Annotated in this window: 19 protein-coding genes; 10 read left to right on the plus strand and 9 right to left on the minus strand. The window is 62.3% G+C overall.

What is annotated here, in order from left to right:
• Positions 1 to 5 precede the first annotated feature (5 nt).
• The 6 genes from F0M18_RS07670 to F0M18_RS07695 form a co-directional block, all read right to left on the minus strand.
• On the minus strand, positions 6 to 422 hold the full coding sequence (locus tag F0M18_RS07670; protein ID WP_188109637.1) for a hypothetical protein: 417 nt from the start codon (positions 420 to 422) through the stop codon (positions 6 to 8).
• Between the two features lie 43 nt (positions 423 to 465).
• Positions 466 to 840: a hypothetical protein gene (locus tag F0M18_RS07675; protein ID WP_149610825.1), complete on the minus strand. Its 375-nt coding sequence runs from the start codon at positions 838 to 840 to the stop codon at positions 466 to 468.
• 78 nt (positions 841 to 918) lie between these two features.
• The gene (locus F0M18_RS07680; protein ID WP_149610826.1) at positions 919 to 1,338 is read right to left on the minus strand and encodes a hypothetical protein; all 420 of its coding nucleotides are present in this window, start codon (positions 1,336 to 1,338) and stop codon (positions 919 to 921) included.
• The gene (locus tag F0M18_RS07685) at positions 1,338 to 2,285 is read right to left on the minus strand and encodes an alpha-L-glutamate ligase-like protein (protein WP_149610827.1); all 948 of its coding nucleotides are present in this window, start codon (positions 2,283 to 2,285) and stop codon (positions 1,338 to 1,340) included. The genes F0M18_RS07680 and F0M18_RS07685 overlap by 1 nt, the downstream gene beginning before the upstream one ends.
• Positions 2,282 to 3,805 carry an inactive transglutaminase family protein gene (locus tag F0M18_RS07690; RefSeq protein ID WP_149610828.1) on the minus strand — a complete coding sequence of 508 codons (1,524 nt, stop codon included), beginning with the start codon at positions 3,803 to 3,805 and terminating at the stop codon, positions 2,282 to 2,284. Before F0M18_RS07690 ends, F0M18_RS07685 begins: the two co-directional genes overlap by 4 nt.
• A 7-nt stretch (positions 3,806 to 3,812) precedes the next feature.
• A complete protein-coding gene (locus tag F0M18_RS07695; RefSeq protein ID WP_262500867.1) occupies positions 3,813 to 4,496 on the minus strand; it encodes an ATP-dependent zinc protease family protein in 684 nt (227 codons plus the stop codon).
• A gap of 128 nt (positions 4,497 to 4,624) precedes the next feature.
• On the opposite strand from F0M18_RS07695, the gene F0M18_RS07700 reads away from it, so the two are divergent.
• The 6 genes from F0M18_RS07700 to F0M18_RS20095 all read left to right on the plus strand — a co-directional run bounded on the left by F0M18_RS07700 (position 4,625) and on the right by F0M18_RS20095 (position 10,523).
• Positions 4,625 to 4,945: a hypothetical protein gene (locus tag F0M18_RS07700; protein ID WP_149610829.1), complete on the plus strand. Its 321-nt coding sequence runs from the start codon at positions 4,625 to 4,627 to the stop codon at positions 4,943 to 4,945.
• Between the two features lie 102 nt (positions 4,946 to 5,047).
• On the plus strand, positions 5,048 to 6,076 hold the full coding sequence (tdh, locus tag F0M18_RS07705) for an L-threonine 3-dehydrogenase (RefSeq protein ID WP_149610830.1): 1,029 nt from the start codon (positions 5,048 to 5,050) through the stop codon (positions 6,074 to 6,076).
• 9 nt (positions 6,077 to 6,085) lie between these two features.
• Complete coding sequence (gene kbl / locus F0M18_RS07710; protein WP_149610831.1) at positions 6,086 to 7,270, plus strand: glycine C-acetyltransferase; 1,185 nt, start codon at positions 6,086 to 6,088, stop codon at positions 7,268 to 7,270.
• 10 nt (positions 7,271 to 7,280) lie between these two features.
• Positions 7,281 to 8,267 carry a YheT family hydrolase gene (locus tag F0M18_RS07715; RefSeq protein WP_149610832.1) on the plus strand — a complete coding sequence of 329 codons (987 nt, stop codon included), beginning with the start codon at positions 7,281 to 7,283 and terminating at the stop codon, positions 8,265 to 8,267.
• A 182-nt stretch (positions 8,268 to 8,449) separates the two neighbouring features.
• Positions 8,450 to 9,907, plus strand: coding sequence for an NAD-dependent succinate-semialdehyde dehydrogenase (locus F0M18_RS07720; RefSeq protein ID WP_149610833.1), 1,458 nt, complete (start codon positions 8,450 to 8,452; stop codon positions 9,905 to 9,907).
• A 358-nt stretch (positions 9,908 to 10,265) separates the two neighbouring features.
• Positions 10,266 to 10,523, plus strand: coding sequence for a hypothetical protein (locus F0M18_RS20095; protein WP_262500868.1), 258 nt, complete (start codon positions 10,266 to 10,268; stop codon positions 10,521 to 10,523).
• Positions 10,524 to 10,559: 36 nt separating this feature from the next.
• On the opposite strand, the gene F0M18_RS07730 is transcribed toward F0M18_RS20095, so the two are convergent.
• Together F0M18_RS07730 and F0M18_RS07735 are read right to left on the minus strand one after the other, a co-directional pair.
• Complete coding sequence (locus F0M18_RS07730; protein WP_149610834.1) at positions 10,560 to 11,981, minus strand: DUF3482 domain-containing protein; 1,422 nt, start codon at positions 11,979 to 11,981, stop codon at positions 10,560 to 10,562.
• Entirely contained in the window at positions 11,978 to 13,339 is a 1,362-nt protein-coding gene (locus F0M18_RS07735) for a DUF2868 domain-containing protein (RefSeq protein ID WP_149610835.1), read from the minus strand. The genes F0M18_RS07730 and F0M18_RS07735 overlap by 4 nt, the downstream gene beginning before the upstream one ends.
• Positions 13,340 to 13,420: 81 nt before the next feature.
• Between F0M18_RS07735 and F0M18_RS07740 the strand changes: the two genes are divergently transcribed.
• The 3 genes from F0M18_RS07740 to F0M18_RS07750 all read left to right on the plus strand — a co-directional run bounded on the left by F0M18_RS07740 (position 13,421) and on the right by F0M18_RS07750 (position 16,356).
• Positions 13,421 to 13,864 carry a YybH family protein gene (locus F0M18_RS07740; RefSeq protein WP_188109638.1) on the plus strand — a complete coding sequence of 148 codons (444 nt, stop codon included), beginning with the start codon at positions 13,421 to 13,423 and terminating at the stop codon, positions 13,862 to 13,864.
• A gap of 127 nt (positions 13,865 to 13,991) precedes the next feature.
• Positions 13,992 to 15,530 carry an AbgT family transporter gene (locus F0M18_RS07745; RefSeq protein WP_149610837.1) on the plus strand — a complete coding sequence of 513 codons (1,539 nt, stop codon included), beginning with the start codon at positions 13,992 to 13,994 and terminating at the stop codon, positions 15,528 to 15,530.
• Between the two features lie 247 nt (positions 15,531 to 15,777).
• On the plus strand, positions 15,778 to 16,356 hold the full coding sequence (locus F0M18_RS07750; RefSeq protein WP_149610838.1) for a DUF3833 domain-containing protein: 579 nt from the start codon (positions 15,778 to 15,780) through the stop codon (positions 16,354 to 16,356).
• Here F0M18_RS07750 and F0M18_RS07755 read toward each other — a convergent pair.
• A complete protein-coding gene (locus tag F0M18_RS07755) occupies positions 16,353 to 17,066 on the minus strand; it encodes a YebC/PmpR family DNA-binding transcriptional regulator (protein WP_149610839.1) in 714 nt (237 codons plus the stop codon). The genes F0M18_RS07750 and F0M18_RS07755 overlap by 4 nt on opposite strands.
• A gap of 156 nt (positions 17,067 to 17,222) precedes the next feature.
• Here F0M18_RS07755 and F0M18_RS07760 point away from each other — a divergent pair, with 156 nt between their 5' ends.
• On the plus strand, positions 17,223 to 18,773 hold the full coding sequence (locus F0M18_RS07760) for a gamma-glutamyltransferase (protein ID WP_188109639.1): 1,551 nt from the start codon (positions 17,223 to 17,225) through the stop codon (positions 18,771 to 18,773).
• The last annotated feature ends 36 nt before the right edge of the window (positions 18,774 to 18,809 follow it).

The raw sequence follows: 18,809 nt of genomic DNA on the forward strand, positions 1-18,809 counted from the left end.
CCGCCCTACTCCTCGCGGACATAGCCGGGGCGGGAATTCAGGTAGAGCCTGATAGGCCAGTTGCCCTCGCCCAGGTGAATGACCAGGCCGTAATTGTCAGCATCGTAGTCGTCCAGCCACTGGAAGCGCACCGGTAGGGGTGCCGGCGGTTCGGGCTGTTGCGGCCCGCGCGCACGCACCACAACCTCTTCTATGGTGTCGGGATCGTCGATGGATTCTTTCGGCACCGCCAGTGTCACCGTGCGCGTACCGTCATCCTCGTTGACCTGGATATCGCGCAATTCCAGGCCCAGGGTCGCGCCCTTATGGCCCTTCACCAGTTCGATCCAGTCAGACTCCAGCGAGGTGCCCTCCTGCGCAAGGCCGGACACCGGCGCGAGTGCCGCGACGGCAACAAGTGTTCGGATTGTGTGTCTCATCATTTTCATCAAGGTACCTCACGCCGATACTGCGGCGGCTTGGATTTCAGGATTCGTGCTCGATAATCACCCCGTTTTGGTCACGGGCGATTTCACGGCTGGCGTGGGATGACAACCACAGCGCGCGCAGCAAATTCACCGCCGCCATGCTCAGGTGCTGCTCGGCAGCCTGCAAGGCCAGTGACGCCGCCTGCGCCTTCTGTTCACCGCTGAGATGCCCGGCCTTGTACTGCATCTCCGCATCGACACCGGCAATAACCGCCTGAATTTCGCGCGCGGCTTCATCCGAGGCCTGTCGCAGCTCTTCGGTGAAGCGCTGAAACTCCGCGGGGCTCATGCTTATTGCACGCGCGCTGCGCCAGGTAAGGCGAGCGGGCATGGTGGCCAGGTCAAATCCCAGCGCCAGCATCTTACTGATCATCAGCTCTATCTCTTCCGGTGTGTACTACGATTATAAGCCCAGGCGGGGCACGTTCCCAGCTGCGAAGACGCCGGCTGCCTAATTTGCCGGCGGCTCGAAAGGCGGCCGCCCACTGCGCCGCCTAAACCAGTTGAGCGCCCGCATAACGCCTTCCCGTGACACCACTGCCCGCTCCAGCCGGTATTTGCCCGGAAAGTTCATCAGCAGCAGACCCGCCAGCAAGGTCACCAGCCCCTGTCCGGGCGTGACTAACATGAGCAGGCCGAGCACGACCAGCCCCGCACCCAGCAGATTCTTGAACACCGTCAACAGCCAGCTGCCGGCACTACCGCCGCGTTCTCGCAGGGAATGACGCCGCGGTTCACTGAAGTAGTTAGCGGGCAGGCGTGACAGAATCAGCGGCACCAGTACGATGATGGCGAGCAAGGTGCCCACCGACAACAGTGTGCCCCAGAGCACCAACTCCGGCAGGTGTTGCTGTAACCACGGCGGCAACATCAGCCGGCAAAATATTTTCTGGCAAGGGCAATGCGTGTGTCGTGATCGTCGGTTTGCTCGGCTATCTGCGCGGCAACCACCAGCCGGTGGCGCAAGCCCGCCTGGTTGGCCACCTGTATGGCCAGCCCGGGCCGGGCATTGAGCTCCAGCAACATCGGCCCGCGGTGTTTGTCCAGCACCACGTCCGCGCCCAGGTATTGCAAACCCGTCATCTCTACGCAGCGCGCCGCCAGGTCCAGAACCTGCCCCCAGTGTGGAATCACCAGGCTGGCGAACTCTGCCCCGGTGTCCGGGTGCCTCTCCACCAACTGGCCGTGCTGGACCGCGCGCACCGCGCGGCCGGAGCCGATATCCAGGCCCACACCAACGGCGCCCTGGTGCAGGTTAGCCTTACCGTCTGAATCGTGCGTGGCGCAGCGCATCATGGCCATCACCGGCACGCCGCGAAACGCGATCACGCGCAGGTCGGGCACGCCTTCGTAGCTGTACTCCGCCAGTTCGGGGTCGAAGTCGATCAAGGCCTCAATCATGGCCACGTCGTTGCGTCCACCGAGACTGTGCAGGCCCGCGAGCACGTTGGACACGTGGCGCCTGACCTCGTCGGCTTCGATCTCCTGGCCGCTGGACTTGATATAGCGATCGCCGTGGCGGCCCACGACCACCAGTATGCCCTTGCCACCGCTGCCCTGTGCCGGCTTGATCACAAAACCATCAAGGCCTTCAAGCATGGTGGTGACCTTGCGTACCTGGTGCTGGTACTGCACCACGCCGTGCAGGGCCGGTACCGCGATACCGAGATCACCCGCCGCCTGTTTGGTCTTCAGTTTGTTGTCAACCAGTGGGTAATTGCGCCGGGGATTGTAACGCCCGATATAGCCTACGTTGCGTTCATTCATACCCATGATGCCGCGCCGGCGCAGTGCGGCGGGTGAGGCCAGCGATATCATCCGGCGTCACCCATGTTGCGGAATCGGTACAGTTCACTCAGCCGATAGCCGGTGTACTTGCCCAGCAGCAGGATAATGCCCAGCAGGCTGAGTGTGAGCTCCGGGAAATTGAAGGTCAGGTGGGAGACCAGTTTGCTCGACATCGCCGCATAGGCCAATACCGCCACCAGCAGGCTGCCTCCACCCTGCACCAGCACCTCGTGGGGCCCCTCTTCTTCCCACAGGATCGACATGCGCTCGATGGTCCAGGCCAGGATGATCGTGGGGAAGTAGGTCACCGTAAGCACCTGGTCCAGCCCCATGCGATAGCTGAGTATCGCCAGGGCCGCCATCAGGAAGATAACCACAATGACCACCGCTGATATCCGCGACACCAGCAGCAGGTTCATATGACTGAGCCAGGAGCGGATCACCAGGCCGGCGCTGACCAACCCCAGGAAAATCGCCAGACCCAGCCACAGGGAGGTCTGCATGAAGGCCAGGGCGATCAGGATCGGCATAAATGTGCCAGAGGTGCTTATTCCCACCAACAGGCGCATGATCACAACCACCAGCGCGGCCACCGGTATCAGCAGCAGCCCCTTGAACACCCCCTGCTGTTCCACCGGCAGTGAGTAGATCGAAAAGTCCAGCAGGGCAATTTCCTCGGCCCGGTCACCCATCACCGCCACGGTGCGCGCCGGCAGGCTGTTACTGACCAGTGCGAACTCCAGGCGGGAGTCGCGCGCGCCGACCACACTGAGGATTTCCTTGCCCCGGCGCTGCCACACGAAGAAACCCTCTGGCAGCCCGGGCTGGGCAGTCTCCGGGTCGAATACCACCCAGTCCTTGCCGTTGTGGATTTCTATCAATGCCGACAGCGTCTGCCGGCGGCGCCCATCCTCGAGGCGAATACCGCGAATTTCATTGGCCGGAATACCCGCCCGACCCAGAACAGCCAGGATCACCCGGTGGCGTTCTTCCTCCCAGGTGCTGAGCAGAAACTGCGCGTCGGGGTCACTGGCGCCAGGTAGCAGTGACTGGATCAGCAGGGCGGTAAAGCGCTCAGGGCCGGAAGACTTTGCCGAGATAACCTCGACCAGGCGATCTGTGGCCGCCAGTTGATCGGTCTCCAGCATGGGTTCAACCGGCGGACGGGGCGCCCGCTCCGGCAGCCCCTGGTTGCTCAGGCGAGAGGCCTGCGCCTTGTAGTAGAGCGTGGTGGGCTGTTCCAGGGAAGAACGTGACCACACGGCCCAGCGTTTGTCGTCGTGCTGGCGAATGTCGAAACCAAACCCGGACGAGGCAAAGTGCTCGTCGACGATCTCCCATCCCGCCTGGGAACGCGGCAGTTTGAGCTCCACCTCCACCGGACCGTCTGCCGGTTTGAAACTTATCTTGCCCTCAATCGTCCAGACATCGCGGTATTCGCCCGGCGCCAGGGGAAAACCCAGCACGAACACCTTGTACAACATCAATCCCACGCCAATCAGGATCAGCAAGCCGGAAATAATCTCGATGCGCGTGCGGGAAGAAACCATGGTTCTCCTAGCGCCCCTGTGTGTAGCGGCGGCTGACGTCGACAATCACCGAATCAACGAGGAAGTTGCGCCCAACCAGCAGTGGGTATTCGAAGTCTTCGCGATCGGACAGGTTCACGTCGATACGCGAGCGCGTACCCGCCAGCGTGACCCACATCCGCACCACGTAGCGTCGCTCGGGTTCTCCAACCAGCTGCTTGATCAACACCCGGCGCCGCAGGCGTAACTCCTGCTGGATTTTGACGCCCTCCTCGTTCAACAGGTTGAATCGCACGTACCGCTTACCGTCCTTCTCCACCAGTTGTATGTCCTCCGCGTGTATCGACGTGGTCTCGGCCCCGGTGTCAATACGCGCCTCGAGTAGCAGTGCGGCGGGCTCCACCATCACCCACTCGACCTCACCGACAATGGGCAGGTGCATGTCGCCGGCGGTCGTGGCCTGGGGCGGTTGCGGCGCCGGCACCTCGACGATTTTTTCGATCACCTGGGGCTCGGGACAGATTGCGGGCTCACATACCGGGCACGGTGGCGGCTCGGGGCAGGCCGGCGCGGTCGTCACCTGGGTGGATTGACTGTCTGGCGTGGGCTCGACGGACGCACAGCCGGAAACCCCCAGCAGGAGCAGGACAATGGCAAATAGGCGGGTAAAGGTCATGTCAGAAGAGTAAAGAATCGTCCTGTTTATGTACATACGCCAACTGGCGGGCAAATTTCACAGCATTATCCGGGTTTCTGTCGAAATCTCCGGTTTTTGGTAGACGTCACTTGTGCTGCCCCCCTAGTGTAGACGAATACGCGAAACGCAACGGACATATTGTGATGTACAAGGGAACCGTCGCCAGGCTCGCACTGGCCACACTGCTACTTACCGCCGCCCACGGCAGCGCGGGCGTGGTGATGTGCACCGACCCGGTCACTGGCAAGAAAACCTTTACCGACAAGGGCTGCCCCACGGCGGGCAGTGGCAAGAAAGTCAAGGTGGAACCGACCAACTTTGGCCAGGGCGTGCGCACTAATCGCTCCAGCGGCGTGTGGAAAAGTGACCGCGAAACCGCCGTTTCCGGCCGTGACAACATGGAAGACGCGCCGCCCCTGACCCAGTCTGAGTATAAATCTGGTTACCTGCCGTCCGGATCCTGAACCGCCGGATACCCTGCCCCCGTATTATCCGCAACAATTAATTGCGTTTCTGGACGCCAAGTACGTCTAGAATACTACCTGATTAAAGCGGACAGCCCGTCAATGAAAGCACTTGTAAAGAAATTCGCCGAACGCGGCATCTGGCTCGAAGACGTCGCAGAACCGGAACTGGGCATCAACGACGTCCTGATCAAGGTCAAACGCACGGCAATCTGCGGTACCGACATGCACATCTACAACTGGGATGCCTGGGCGCAGAAGACCATCCCGGTGCCCATGGTTGTGGGTCACGAGTTCGTCGGTGAAATTGCCGCGGTTGGCTCCAACGTGAATGACTTTCGACCGGGCCAGATCGTGTCTGGTGAGGGTCATGTGGTTTGCGGTCGTTGCCGCAACTGTATGGCCGGACGCCGCCACCTGTGCAACCAGACCTCGGGGATCGGTGTAGACCGGCCCGGCGCGTTTGCCGAGTACGTGGTCCTGCCGATGTCAAACGTATGGGAGCACACACCGGGTATCGACCTGGCCGTGGCGGCACTGTTTGACCCCTTCGGCAATGCCGTGCACACCGCGCTGCAGTTCGATCTCCTCGGCGAGGATGTCATTATCACCGGTGCCGGGCCCATTGGTGCCATGGCGGCGGCTGTGTGCAAGCATGCGGGCGCCAGGCACGTGGTCATCACCGACGTCATCGATGCCAGGCTGGAGCGTGCCGCCGCGCTGGGTGCCACACGCACGGTCAACGTGACCCGCGAGACCCTCGACGACGTACAACGCGAACTGGGCATGGCCGAGGGCTTTGACGTCGGCCTGGAGATGTCGGGGAACGCGCAGGCGTTCAACAGCCTGATCGACAGCATGTGTCATGGCGGCAAGGTTTCCATTCTGGGCATACCCGAGGAAAATACGGCCATCGACTGGAACAAGGTCATTTTCAATATGCTTACCCTGAAGGGGATTTACGGCAGGGAGATGTACGAAACCTGGTACAAGATGTCCGTTATGGTGGACTCCGGGCTGGATATATCGCCCGTTATTACCCACCGCCTGCCCTACACCGAGTTCCAGCACGGTTTCGACGTCATGAGCAGCGGCGAGGCGAGCAAGGTCATTCTGGACTGGGAGGCATAGGCGCACACCATGGACGACAGATTTCGCGAACACCTTGCAACCGAGCTGGACAGCATTGAAGAGGCCGGGCTGACCAAGCACGAGCGCCTGATCACCACCCCCCAGGGGGCACATGTTGGCGTCAGGGACGGCGAGGTGTTGAATCTTTGTGCCAATAACTACCTCGGCCTGGCCCAGCATCCCGAGGTTAACGCGGCTGCGGCACGCGGCCTCGAGGAGTGGGGTTACGGTATGGCCTCGGTGCGCTTTATCTGCGGCACCCAGACACTGCATAAACAGCTGGAACAGACCTTGAGCGACTTCCTCGGTACCGAGGACACCATCCTGTATCCATCGTGTTTTGACGCCAATGGCGGCCTGTTTGAAACCCTGCTCGGTGCAGAGGACGCGGTGATTTCCGATGAACTCAACCACGCCTCGATCATCGATGGTGTGCGCCTGAGTAAAGCGCAGCGCTACCGTTACCGCAATAACGACATGGCAGACCTGGAACAACAGCTTCAGGCTGCGGACCGCGCCGGCGCGCGCTTCAAGCTGATCACCACCGATGGCGTGTTTTCCATGGACGGATACATCGCACGCCTGGATGAGATCTGTGACCTGGCCGAGAAGTACCGGGCGCTGGTGCATTTCGATGATTGTCACGCCACCGGCTTCATCGGCAGCAACGGCCGCGGCACCCACGAACTGCGCGACTGCATGGACCGGGTCGACATCATCACCGGCACCCTGGGCAAGGCCCTGGGAGGCGCCTCTGGCGGCTACACTGCGGCGAGCCGCGAAGTCGTGGCCTTACTGCGCCAGCGTTCACGACCCTACCTGTTTTCCAACACGGTGGCTCCCCCGGTTGTCGCCGGTGCCATCAAGGCTGTCGAGCTCGTGCGCGAAGCGCCCGAGCTGCGCCAGCGACTGCATGACAATACCAGCAAGTTTCGCCAGGGCCTGGAAGCGCTGGGCTTTGAATTGCTGCCGGGTCAACACCCCATAGTGCCGGTGATGTTGCACGATGCCGCCCGGGCGGCGCAGTTTGCCGAGGCCATGCTGGCCCGCGGCGTTTACGTGGTGGCCTTTTCCTTCCCGGTGGTACCGCGAGGCAAAGCGCGCATCCGCACCCAGGTGTCTGCGGCGCTGAGCGACGACGACATCGGTCTGGCCCTCGAGGCATTCGCCTCGGTAAAAGCAGAGCTGGGCTGATACCGCGCCGGTGCAAGACAGCGGATTCAACCCACCTCCCCTGCTGCGTAACGCGCACGTACAGACACTGATTTCGAGTACCCCCCTGCGCAGCTGGCCCCTGCGCTGGCGCACGCGAAAGCTGCGCGCCGAGGCGGAAAGTGTCATCCTGCCGTGTAGCGACGGCGTGCGCCTGCATGGGCTCTACAACGCCAGCGACGGCGGCAGCGACAAACTGGCGATCCTGCTGCACGGCTGGGAGGGCGACGCCGAATCCAGTTACCAGTTGTCCACTGCGAATACACTGTATCGGGCGGGCTTTGATGTCTTCCGCCTGCACCTGCGCGACCACGGGCCCAGCCACCACCTGAATCCGGAGCTCTATAACTCGACCCGCTTGCAGGAGGTGATCGATGCTGTCGCGGCCATACAGCAGCGCTATCCGCGTGCCAGGACCTTTCTCGCGGGGCATTCACTGGGCGGCAACTTCGCCCTGCGCGTGGCTGCCAGGGCATCCGAGCACCATCTCGAACTCGACCGTGTGGTGGCGGTATGTCCGGTGCTGGACCCGTGGAGGACCATCAACGCGCTGGAGAACGGCAGCCAGATCTACCACCGCTATTTTGTGCACCGCTGGAAGCGTTCACTGCGCATCAAGCTGGATCACTTTCCGGAATTGGGCTACGCCGACAGCCTGCTGGAAATGCAAACCCTCGCTGACATGAACGACTATTTCGTGCCGCGACATACCCCCTACCCGGACTCACGCAGCTACTACCAGGCTTACGCGCTTACCGGCGACACCCTCGCCAACCTGCAGGTGCCAGCACAGCTTATACTGAGCGAAGATGACCCGATGATTCCCGCCGACGATCTGACACGCATCGCCCGCACAGACGCACTCACCATTGAAACCACACGCTATGGCGGCCACTGCGGCTTCCTGGTGAACTGGCAACTCGATGGCTGGATAGACCGGCGCCTGCTGCAGCTGTTTGGCCAAAGCGAGCACTACTGACAGGACGAGCGGGAAGCGCGCCGCCTGCCCCCCTGCCCCCCGCTCCGCCGGGTTTACAGCCTCCGCGCCAGACACCGCAACTCTGCCACTCACAGAATGCACGGCGATGTGACTGTCTCCCCCCATCTGGTGCTAAGCTGTAAGGCGTTTAACCGACCCGACGAGACCAAAGGAAACACAAGATGACACTCTCTCTGGCAGACCACTCCCTTCTCAAGACCCAGGCCTATATCGACGGGCAATGGGTAGACGCGGACAACGGCGCCACCCTGCCGGTCAGCAACCCGGCCAACGGCGAAGTCATCGCGAATATCGCGAAAGTCGGGGCCGCCGAGACCCGCCGTGCTGTCGAAGCGGCCCACCGCGCCATGCAGGCATGGAAACAACGCCCCGCCAAGGAACGGGCGCAGATATTGCGCAAGTGGTATGACCTGATGATGGACAGCCAGGAGGACCTGGCGCAGATCATGACCGCGGAACAGGGCAAGGTGCTGGCCGAGTCACGCGGCGAGGTTGCCTACGGCGCCGCGTTTATCGAGTGGTTCGGCGAAGAGGCCAAGCGTGTCGACGGCGATGTCATACCGGGACCATCCGCCGACAAACGCATCGTTTGCATCAAGCAACCGGTCGGCGTTGTGGCGGCCATCACCCCGTGGAACTTTCCCAATGCCATGATCGCGCGCAAGGCGGCCCCGGCACTGGCGGCAGGCTGCAGCATTGTGATCAAACCCGCATCGGAAACGCCGCTCTCCGCGCTGGCCATGGCGGAGTTGGCTGCACGTGCCGGAGTGCCCGCAGGGGTGATCAACGTGGTCGCCGGCGGCTCAGGTGACATCGGCGGCGAACTCACTGCAAACCCCTTGGTGCGCAAACTGACATTCACCGGGTCTACGCCGGTGGGCAAGAAACTGACCGCCGCCTGCGCCGACACCATGAAAAAGACGTCAATGGAACTGGGTGGCAATGCCCCCTTTATCGTGTTCGACGATGCCGACATCGATGCCGCCATACAGGGGGCCATGATTTCCAAGTACCGCAATGCCGGCCAGACCTGTGTCTGTTCCAACCGCCTGTTCGTGCAGGACGGCGTATACGATGAATTTGTCGACCGGCTGGTCAAGGCAACAGCTAAACTCACCGTTGGCAACGGCGCCGATGACGGCGTCGTCATCGGCCCGCTGGTGAACCAGCGCGCCGTGGAGGACGTCGATCAACTGGTACAGGCGACCATCAAGGCAGGTGCCGGCCTGGCGGTTGGTGGCGGCCCCCACGAACTGGGCGGATGTTTCTACCAGCCCACCGTGCTCACCGATGTCACGCCGGAGATGGCGGTATTTCGCAACGAGATTTTCGGCCCGGTATCGCCGGTAGTGCGATTCTCTACCGAGGAGGAAGTCATCGCCATGGCCAATGACACCGAGTTCGGCCTCGCCTCGTATTTCTATACCCGCGATATCGGCCGGGTCTGGCGCGTCGCCGAGGCCCTCGAGTACGGGATCGTCGGTATCAACGAGGGCATTATCTCCAACGAGATGGCGCCGTTTGGCGGCGTCAAGGAATCGGGCTCGGGGCGCGAGGGCTCAAAGTACGGCATTGACGATTACGTGGAGATAAAATACATGCTGATGGGCGGGCTGTGACACACTCGCTTTCAGCACACTGCAGGCAGGCCCGCCCCGGCAGCCTGCATGCAGCCGCAAAGAGCTAACGCCAGCGCGAGCAGGCAACCCCAGGAGGCCAGACCATGCCACTCAACCGTCGACAGTTACTGCGCACCAGCCTCGTCCTTGGCCTCGGCACCGCGACGCTGGGGTGCTCGGGCGAGGACTATGTAGTCACCATCGACAGCAGCCTCCCGGTGGGGCCTTTCGATGCGGACGCTACCGGTGAAGAGGTCACTGCCGGGCTGGATCTAAGCGGGCGCGTTGCCCTGGTGACCGGCTGCAACTCCGGGCTGGGATTGGAAACCATGCGCGTCCTGGGCACTGCGCGGCGCCCATGTACTCGGCACCGGCGCTGGCGCGCACCGCTTTCGAACTGTTCGGTGGTGTCATCGCCAAGACCCCGCAGCAGGGCGCGGCAACACAGCTCTACGTGGCCACGCACCCGGCCCTCGCAGGGGTCTCGGGCGCGTATTTCCAGGATTGCAATCCGGTAACGATCAGCGGCCCACACCACATGACCGATAGCGCCATGGCCACAAGGCTGTGGCAACAGGCAGAAATGATGACCCGCGATTACCTGCTACCGGGCTGAGCGACGCTAACCACCACTGCCAGCCGGCAGCAGCCATCAGGACCCGTCCACGTCGCGGCACCAGGCCTGCAACATGGCGGTCAGCTCGGCACGGCGTTCACTGGTACGTTTGTCCCGGCGTATATCCTCAAAGATCCGCGCCAGCTGCCGTCGCTCCCGATCCTCCAGCCAGTCCAGGGCCGGTGAATCCAGTTTCAGCGTTTCCCGCACGGCGTGCGTGCGCTGGCTGATCGCGCGGTGGTGCTGCATGGCCCGACCCAGCAATACGAAGGGGAAGTTGGCGTTGCGCGAGGGCCCGAAAGCCAGGCGTGTTCCGCCGGTGGGTACGCCGCTCACCGTCCACCTGGCGATGTCATCGGAGCGCCGCAATACGCCCCGCGTAGAGGCCACCGCACCGCCTATACCGCCGGCGAGAGTGGCCAGGCCGCCGAGCAGGCCACCGGTCATGCCATCCACCACCACACCGGCGCCACCCCCGGCGACACCGCCGGCGGCGCCCGCGGCAATCAGTAACTGCTTGCGATTCAAGCCCCACAGGTACCAGTTCTCCTGGTGGAACAGGTCCTCCTCTTCAAACTCGATGCCCTGCTCCGACTTGTGCAGGTCGCGATAGTAGAACAATTCCTCGACACGCTCCCGGCTGCTGCGCTCGCGCTTTATCATCTGGCGCTGGTAGCGATGGAACAACAGTTTGCGTACAGGCTCCTCCGGGGCGCCCTCCGGCACCGCCTGCTCCACGCTGTAAGTCAGGCCCTCATAGATCAGGGTACTGATGATCTCGCCCGCCTCCTGGTGCTGCCGCAAGCGATCTGCCTCCAGCACTGACACCGCCCTCTGCAGCGGCTGCCGCCATTCCGGGTCCAGGTGTCCGAACAGCGTCAACAAGTCGAGTTGCTTGCGGTACTCGGCACGGTGCGCATCGAAGGTACGCACGGTCTGGAAATACTGCCCGAGCCCGGCGGTCCACTGCTGCACATAATCACTGTTTTCAATCGGGTTGATCAGGGCCAGGCTTGGCCGCCCGGTCCAGCGCAGGATCTCCATCTCGGCTTCATAGTCGCCGCCAAAAGGCACCGAGCCGTCAACGACATAGATGATGCCAGCACCGGCCACAATCGGGGCCAGCGCGTGACACTCATCCGCGAACTGCTCCTGATCCGCGTGCTCATCGAGAAAGCGCTGCACTGCGGCGGGCCTGCCTGCCGCATCCGCACAGTTTGCGTGCAGCCATGCCAGCATCTGCCGTGCGCGCTGGATACCCGGTGTGTCGATCAGTTCATACAGGGTCTCGCCATCAACCTGCATGGGAAAACAGCGTGTGCTGGTGGTTGAACCTGCGCGCGCGGCGATGTGTACCGAGTCATCCCTGGCCAGCGTGGCGACAATGGACGACTTACCCTTGTTGGGTCTGCCCACCACGGCGAAGTGCGGCAGGTCTTGCCCCGAATGACGGCTCACCGGTGATGCTCCAGCGGCTGCGCATCACTCATTGCAAACGGCAGTTCTACGGCAAAAGCTTTCCAGTCGCGCTGGCCCTGCTCACTCACCTCACGCCCCTTCAGGGGCACCAGTAACAGTCGACAGCGCGACACGCCACGTACATCAGCGAGCACGTCGGCAAGGTCCGCCATCGGCGGCTCCCAGGACTTGACGGCAACCAGCAGCAGGTCCGGCTGCCTGCGGTTTATCGCTTCCACGCAGTCCACGTCCTCCGCCGGGGAGCCGCAACCGGCTCGCAGGTGATTCTGTGGCCTGGCCAACTGTTCAGGCAGCACCCCGCCGCCGGCGAGGGCATCCGCCCAATCCAGCAACAGGGCACTGTCGTCGTAGACGTCGGCGTAGGGCTGCACGTCAACGTGCTCTGACTCTGCTGCCTGGGTTTTCACCACCGGCGAGCGCATGCGCGCCAGGGCTGCCGCGGCGCCGGGATAATTAACAAAGCTGCGTAACAACTCACGCCGATAGAGGTAGCGCGAAAGCAACCACAGCAACAGCCGTGGCAACAGCGCGTAGGTCGCCAGGCACATCAGCAGGAACGGCCACCAGCCGCGTCGACTGGCTGCGCTGATGGCACTGAAATCCAGCTGTGCCGCGTGGTAGCGTGTATCCGTCACCACCTCCGCTGGCACCACGGCCTGCGGCAGCCAGGACGACCACGGCCAGGCAAGCAGCGCATTAAAATGATCAATGGCCTGGTCACTAAAACCAAAGGTTGAACCCCAGACGAAACTGAAATCAGTGAACGCCAGCAATACCAGGAATGCGAACATCACGCCCGCTGCGAACAGCGCGCCAAGCTCCTGGCCATAGCGCAGCGCCAGCAGGCGCATGGCCGCGCCGGCCTCCCGCAATTCGCCAGGTCCCGGCACCGCGCGCCGCACCACCAGCCCGGCGGGGTTCAGCGGCGATATGGCTGGCGGACTGCCGCGCACGGAGCGCAGCATTACCACCGCGGCCACAATACCCAGCAGCAGCGGCAGCAGGACAAAGAAAAGCTGGAACAGGAGCACGTTGACCAGTGCTCTTTCACTTGCCAGCAGGAAGCCGGCCAAAGCCATGGCGCCCGCCAGCAGCGCCAGCGCGCGCAATAACAGTACGATGTGCGACTGGGTGAGCCAGAAACTCTGCGGCTCCCTGGGCGCCACCTGGTCCAGCCAGGCGAGCAGGCAACTTGCGTCATCATCGCCGCCGTGGCGCTGGCCAATACGATGGTCGCGCTCGCGCAGTGCCGAAGCGGGAACGTCGCGATCCGCCTCCATCTGCTCGGCAAGGCGGTACAGGTCAATGAGCTTGACTGGAGGCGCGCTGGCTGGCATTCCGGTTCCCTTGCGACTGGAGCTGTAATAGTGTCCTGTCCCGACCTAAACTGCAACGCACCGGACCGCGGATATCACGCCATGCCAGCCTACTTGTTACTGCCCGTATTCGCCTTGCTGACGCTGCTGTCGGCCTGTTCCCCCTCTGCCGGACCCGAAACCGAGATCAGGCAGGTGATCGAACAGATGCAAACCGCGCTGGACGACCGGGACAACGCCGGCGTGCGCCGGCATATCGCGGAGAACTTCATTGGCGGCCCGCGGGGTGGCGCGCAACTCGAGAGGGAGGATGTGCGCAAACTCCTGGCGGGCTACTTCCTGCGCTACCGGGACATCCGGCTGCTGATCACACAGCTGGAGATCGAAGCTGACCCCGGCCAGCCCGAACTCGCCAGCATGCGCGGTACAGCAGCTCTCAGCGGCGCTGCGCAGCGCCTGCCGGAAACTGCCAGGCTGTACCGTTTTGAGGGGCGCTGGCGACGCATCGATGGCGACTGGCAACTGGTGCGTTGCCACTGGCAATAGCAACCCCTGCTGGCTGCAGCGGTACGTGCAAACCCTGCCATAGCAGGGCCAGGGGAGGATTTTCCAGTGTGCTGACGCACTTTCCAAGCTAGACTTGCGCTCACAACAACCGTCTTCAGGTACTTCCATGTCGTCAGCCACTGGCAATGAATCCAGTTTTGTCCGCCGTGCATTGGCCACCGTAGAGCGGGTTGGCAACAAGCTTCCCGACCCGACACTGCTGTTCATCGCCCTGCTGGTGGTGGTCTGGGTGCTATCCTGGCTGTTGTCCTATGTCGACTGGGGCGTCAGTGACCCTCGCACCGGTGCACCCCTGGTGGTGGTCAACCAGCTGTCAGGCGAGGCCATGGTGCAGTTCTTCTCCTCCATGGTGCAGACCTTTGCCCACTTCCACCCCATCGGTGTGGTGCTGGTTGCCATGCTTGGCATCGGCGTGGCGGATCACACCGGGTTTATCGGTTCTGCCCTGCGCGCGATGATGAGTGTCACCGCAAAATGGCTGCTTACACCCATGCTGATTCTTGTGGGCATTGTCAGTCATACCGCCGCAGACGCCGGCTATGTGCTGGTGATCCCGCTGGGCGGCATTATTTTCTATGCCGCTGGCAGGCACCCGCTGGCGGGGATCGCGGCGGCGTTTGCCGGGGTCTCCGGCGGCTTTTCCGCCAACTTCATCCCCTCCGCCATTGATCCGATGCTACAGGGCATCTCCCAGTCCGGCGCACAGATACTCGATCCGGATATCACCCTGAATCCGCTGAATAATTTCTTCTTTACCGCTTCTTCTTCACTGCTGATCATTGCCCTCGGCTGGCTGGTCACTGACAAAATCGTGGAGCCGCGCCTGCAGGGCACCGCAGTGGATGAGAATCTTGAAGACCTCCCGTCCATGGCGCCGCTGGCAGAAAACGAGCGCCGCGGCCTGCGTGCGGCGCTGTGGTCCATGGTGATCGCCATTGCCCTGCTGGTTGCCAGCGCCTGGCCCGAGACGTCGCCCTGGCGCGGCAGTACAGGTGCGCTGACCGAGCTGGGCGCCCCGCTTATGGGCTCGATCGTGCCACTGATATTCGTGCTGTTCCTGCTGCCCGGCGTGGTCTACGGTTACCGCGCCGGTACGGTAACCAGTGCCCGGGATATTATTGCCGGCATGACCAAGGCGATGGAGAGCATGGCCTACTACCTGGTAATCATGTTCTTCATCGCCCAGTTCATCTTCGCCTTTGCGCAATCAAATCTCGGGGTACTGCTCGCGGTAGAGGGCGCCGCGGCATTGAAGGCCGCGGGCCTGCCCAGCGCCATGACCATCGTCGGCATCATCCTGTTGACCGGCCTGCTCAACCTGTTTATCGGCTCGGCGTCGGCCAAGTGGGCACTGCTGGCGCCCATATTCGTGCCTATGCTGATGGAACTCGGTATTTCCCCGGACCTGGCCCAGGCGGCCTATCGTGTGGGTGACTCCACAACCAACATCATCACCCCGCTGATGCCCTATTTCCCCCTGGTCGTGGTCTACTGCCAGCGTTACATCAGGAGCGCCGGCATCGGCACGCTGACAGCGATGATGCTGCCCTACTCGCTGATATTCCTGGTGGTATGGAGTTTCTACCTGCTGGCCTACTGGGGCCTGGGCGTACCCCTGGGGTTGCAGTCCTCGTACACTTACTGAAGACGCGCAGTCCAGCTCTGCACGGCGCGGCGAGCGGGTAGTCCTATCTGCGGATTACACCGTATCAATGCGTAATGACATGGAGAACCGTGATGAAAGCGACCACTGACACATCGAGCGAACCAGCCAAGCCCCAGGACTCATCGCGGCTGCCCTGCCGCGGATGCCTGCCCGACTGCCGCTGGCGCACGACCTGCGACGGGCGGCCGTGGCGCACACTGGAGACGGCCAGCGGGGGCAAAAGCGCATGAACGCAGAACATGGGCGGGCCACTACCCGCCGTCGATTGCTGCCACGCTTCGCAGTGCTGGCGGCGCTGCTGGGCCTGATCAGCGGGTGTAGCCAGGTCAGTGTCAGTGATTACCGGGATTTCAGCCCCACTTTCGAGGTGGAGCAATTCTTCGATGGCAAGCTCGCCGCACACGGCGTGGTGAAGAACCGCGGCGGCAAAGTGATCAGGACCTTCAATGCCACCATTGACGCCAGTTGGGAAGACGGCGTGGGCGTGCTGGATGAAGATTTCGTTTTCAATGATGGTGAGAAACAGAAACGGGTTTGGACACTGCGCCGCCAGCCCGACGGTTCCTACATCGGCACTGCCGGGGATGTCACCGGCGAGGGCATTTTGCGCCAGTCCGGCAACGCCGTGTTCCTGGATTATGTATTACAGGTGCCCTACCGCGGCGACACCATCGACGTTCGCGTCGACGACCGCATGTACCTGCTGACGCCAGATATCCTGATCAACGAATCGACATTGAACAAGTTTGGCGTCCGCGTCGGCGAGCTGCTGCTGGTCATTCGGCGCCTGCCCACACCGGACTAGGCGACGTTGTGGTAGACCTTCTGCACGTCTTCAACATCGTTTAGCATGTCCAGGAACTTTTCAAACATGGGCTCATCACTCTCGGCGATGGGCGCGGTGTCTTTGGGCACGAACTGAATTTCCTCGACGTCGAACTCGATGTCACCGAAGGCCTCCTGTAAGGCCTGCCTCGCCCTGGCGAACTCGGTGTGTGGCGTAAACACGCTGACTTTACCGTCCTCGCACTCGATGTCCTCGACCTCGACATCTGCCATCATCAGCGCATCGAGCACAGCTTCCTCATCCTCCCCCGCGAACACAAAGATGGCGCAGTGATCAAAGGCGTGACTGACGCTACCGGGCGTGCCGATTTTACATTTGGTCTTGGTAAAACACTGGCGCACATCGCCGATAGTGCGATTGGGGTTGTCCGTGAGACAGTCAACGATCACCATGCAACCGCCCGGGCCAAAGCCCTCGTAACGGGCCGCGGCAAAATCCTCACCGGCGTTACCCGCGGCCTTGTCGATGGCCTTGTCGATAACGTGGGCCGGGACCTGGTCTTTCTTGGCACGGTCAATGGCGCTGCGCAGGGCCAGGTTACCCGCCGGGTCAGTACCACCCTGTTTGGCGGTAACGTAGATCACGCGGGCGTGCTTGCTGTAGACGCGGGCTTTCTGGTCCGACGTCTTGGCCATGGATTCCTTGCGGTTCTGGTAGGCTCTGCCCATGGGTTACTCCTGAAAAAAACCGCGATTATAAGCGAGATTGACCCGTGCTTTCATCCACGCTGCACAAGCCATGAGCGCGCCAAATATTGATCCATCTCCCTGCCGCCTTTGCGGGCATGGCCTATGATGAAAAAAAGGGAAGACGGAGGCATTGGTATGAAAGCATCGACGGCTGTCGCTATTGCATCGGAAGCACCGGACACGGTAGCTGCCGGGCGCCAGTTGGCGGAGGCTGGCGGTAACGCGGTGGATATAGCCGTCGGTGCTGCCCTGGCAGCTACCGTTTCGGAGGCATTGATGTGCTCACTTGGCGGCTCTGCCTTCATCCAGGTCAAGTTGCCGCAGCAACAACCCGAATTGATAGACGGCGCCGACGCCATGCCCCATATACCCGAGGCAGCGCTGCACAGCGGGCAGAAGGCCTGGCAGGAAGCCTGTATCCCCTATGGTGACGGCATCAGTATCAATGTGGGCCATGCCTCTGTTGCGGTTCCGGGCATGTTGCGCGCACTGGAGCTGGCGTGGCAGCGCCACGGCAGCCTGCCCTGGGCAGAGGTGTTGGCGCCGGCGGTGGCCCTTGCACGCAGCGGCACCACTGCCAGCCAGACGCTGGACATGTGGCTGGGCATGGCCGGTCGCGCGGTATTTCACCAGCAACGTGAGAGTCGGGAGACGTTTTTCCCCGATGGCAGCACCCCGCTGCGCCAGGGCGATTTCTATAAACCGCCACACCTTGACCAGTCCCTCGAGCTGATTGCGCGGGAAGGGGCCGACGCCCTGTATTGCGGTGACCTGGGAGCGGCTTTCAGCAAGGAAATTCTCGGCAACAACGGCTACGTCACGCGCCAGGACCTGGCCGCGTACCGGGCCGAGGTGCGCCAGCCGCTGCTGCTGCAGTCACACGGGTACCACCTCGCTCTCAACCCACCGCCCTCCATCGGCGGCGCTATGGCCGGTTCCATGGTCAATCTCTACGATGACCTGTGGCGGCAGGATATGAGCGAGGCAGAGCGCATCTTGCTGGTCGCGCGCATCCAGCGCACCATGTTCGACCTGCGTCACCGCGAAGGCTCAGCACAGTGGAATGACGAGCGCGCGGCACACATTCTCGAGGCCGACTGGCTGCGCCGGTTTTTCCACAAGACGTTTTCACCAAACACCATGCATATGAGCGTCGCCACGGGGGACGGTGCAGTGGTCGCCATCACCATGAGCAACGGCTACGGTTCCGGAATTTCCATTCCCGGCACTGGAATACCCACCAACAACAGCCTGGGCGAGCCGGAGCTCAACCCGGCGGGTTACTTCCGCATACCCGCTGGCGGCAGGCTGGTGTCAAACATGTCACCCACCGTGGTCTGGCAGGACAATGGCATGGCGCTGGCCATGGGCTCGCCAGGGGCCAGCCGTATCACCACGACCATCCTGCAGGGCTGGATTCGACTCGGCTTTGAAGGCATGAGCTTCGAAGATATGGTGCGGGCGCCGCGGCTGCACGTGGAGCGGATCAACGACGAATTCGTGGTGCAGCATGAGCCAGGGCTCGATGTCAGCCTGGCCGCACGGCACTTTCGCCTGCGCGCATTCGACCAGCCCGACATGTATTTCGGCGCCCTGAACGTCGCCGGAAGCGATGCCGATGGGCGCCTTCACGCACTCGCTGACACCCGTCGCCACGGCGCCCAATTCGTCTCCGAGCAGGCGTGATGCACAGGCGCCGCGAGTAAACTAGACTGCGCACTA

The sequence above is a fragment of the Pseudohalioglobus sediminis genome, from assembly GCF_008370495.1.
Lineage (GTDB): Bacteria > Pseudomonadota > Gammaproteobacteria > Pseudomonadales > Halieaceae > Halioglobus.

What these genes read in the sequence shown, in the direction of transcription:
- F0M18_RS07670 (WP_188109637.1), bottom strand. Translation starts at nt 422, where the DNA reads ATGATGAGACACACAATCCGAACACTTGTTGCCGTCGCGGCACTCGCG.
- F0M18_RS07675 (WP_149610825.1), bottom strand. Translation starts at nt 840, where the DNA reads ATGATCAGTAAGATGCTGGCGCTGGGATTTGACCTGGCCACCATGCCC.
- F0M18_RS07680 (WP_149610826.1), bottom strand. Translation starts at nt 1,338, where the DNA reads ATGTTGCCGCCGTGGTTACAGCAACACCTGCCGGAGTTGGTGCTCTGG.
- F0M18_RS07685 (WP_149610827.1), bottom strand. Translation starts at nt 2,285, where the DNA reads ATGATATCGCTGGCCTCACCCGCCGCACTGCGCCGGCGCGGCATCATG.
- F0M18_RS07690 (WP_149610828.1), bottom strand. Translation starts at nt 3,805, where the DNA reads ATGGTTTCTTCCCGCACGCGCATCGAGATTATTTCCGGCTTGCTGATC.
- F0M18_RS07695 (WP_262500867.1), bottom strand. Translation starts at nt 4,496, where the DNA reads ATGTACATAAACAGGACGATTCTTTACTCTTCTGACATGACCTTTACC.
- F0M18_RS07700 (WP_149610829.1), top strand. Translation starts at nt 4,625, where the DNA reads ATGTACAAGGGAACCGTCGCCAGGCTCGCACTGGCCACACTGCTACTT.
- tdh (WP_149610830.1), top strand. Translation starts at nt 5,048, where the DNA reads ATGAAAGCACTTGTAAAGAAATTCGCCGAACGCGGCATCTGGCTCGAA.
- kbl (WP_149610831.1), top strand. Translation starts at nt 6,086, where the DNA reads ATGGACGACAGATTTCGCGAACACCTTGCAACCGAGCTGGACAGCATT.
- F0M18_RS07720 (WP_149610833.1), top strand. Translation starts at nt 8,450, where the DNA reads ATGACACTCTCTCTGGCAGACCACTCCCTTCTCAAGACCCAGGCCTAT.
- F0M18_RS20095 (WP_262500868.1), top strand. Translation starts at nt 10,266, where the DNA reads ATGTACTCGGCACCGGCGCTGGCGCGCACCGCTTTCGAACTGTTCGGT.
- F0M18_RS07735 (WP_149610835.1), bottom strand. Translation starts at nt 13,339, where the DNA reads ATGCCAGCCAGCGCGCCTCCAGTCAAGCTCATTGACCTGTACCGCCTT.
- F0M18_RS07740 (WP_188109638.1), top strand. Translation starts at nt 13,421, where the DNA reads ATGCCAGCCTACTTGTTACTGCCCGTATTCGCCTTGCTGACGCTGCTG.
- F0M18_RS07745 (WP_149610837.1), top strand. Translation starts at nt 13,992, where the DNA reads ATGTCGTCAGCCACTGGCAATGAATCCAGTTTTGTCCGCCGTGCATTG.
- F0M18_RS07750 (WP_149610838.1), top strand. Translation starts at nt 15,778, where the DNA reads ATGAACGCAGAACATGGGCGGGCCACTACCCGCCGTCGATTGCTGCCA.
- F0M18_RS07755 (WP_149610839.1), bottom strand. Translation starts at nt 17,066, where the DNA reads ATGGGCAGAGCCTACCAGAACCGCAAGGAATCCATGGCCAAGACGTCG.
- F0M18_RS07760 (WP_188109639.1), top strand. Translation starts at nt 17,223, where the DNA reads ATGAAAGCATCGACGGCTGTCGCTATTGCATCGGAAGCACCGGACACG.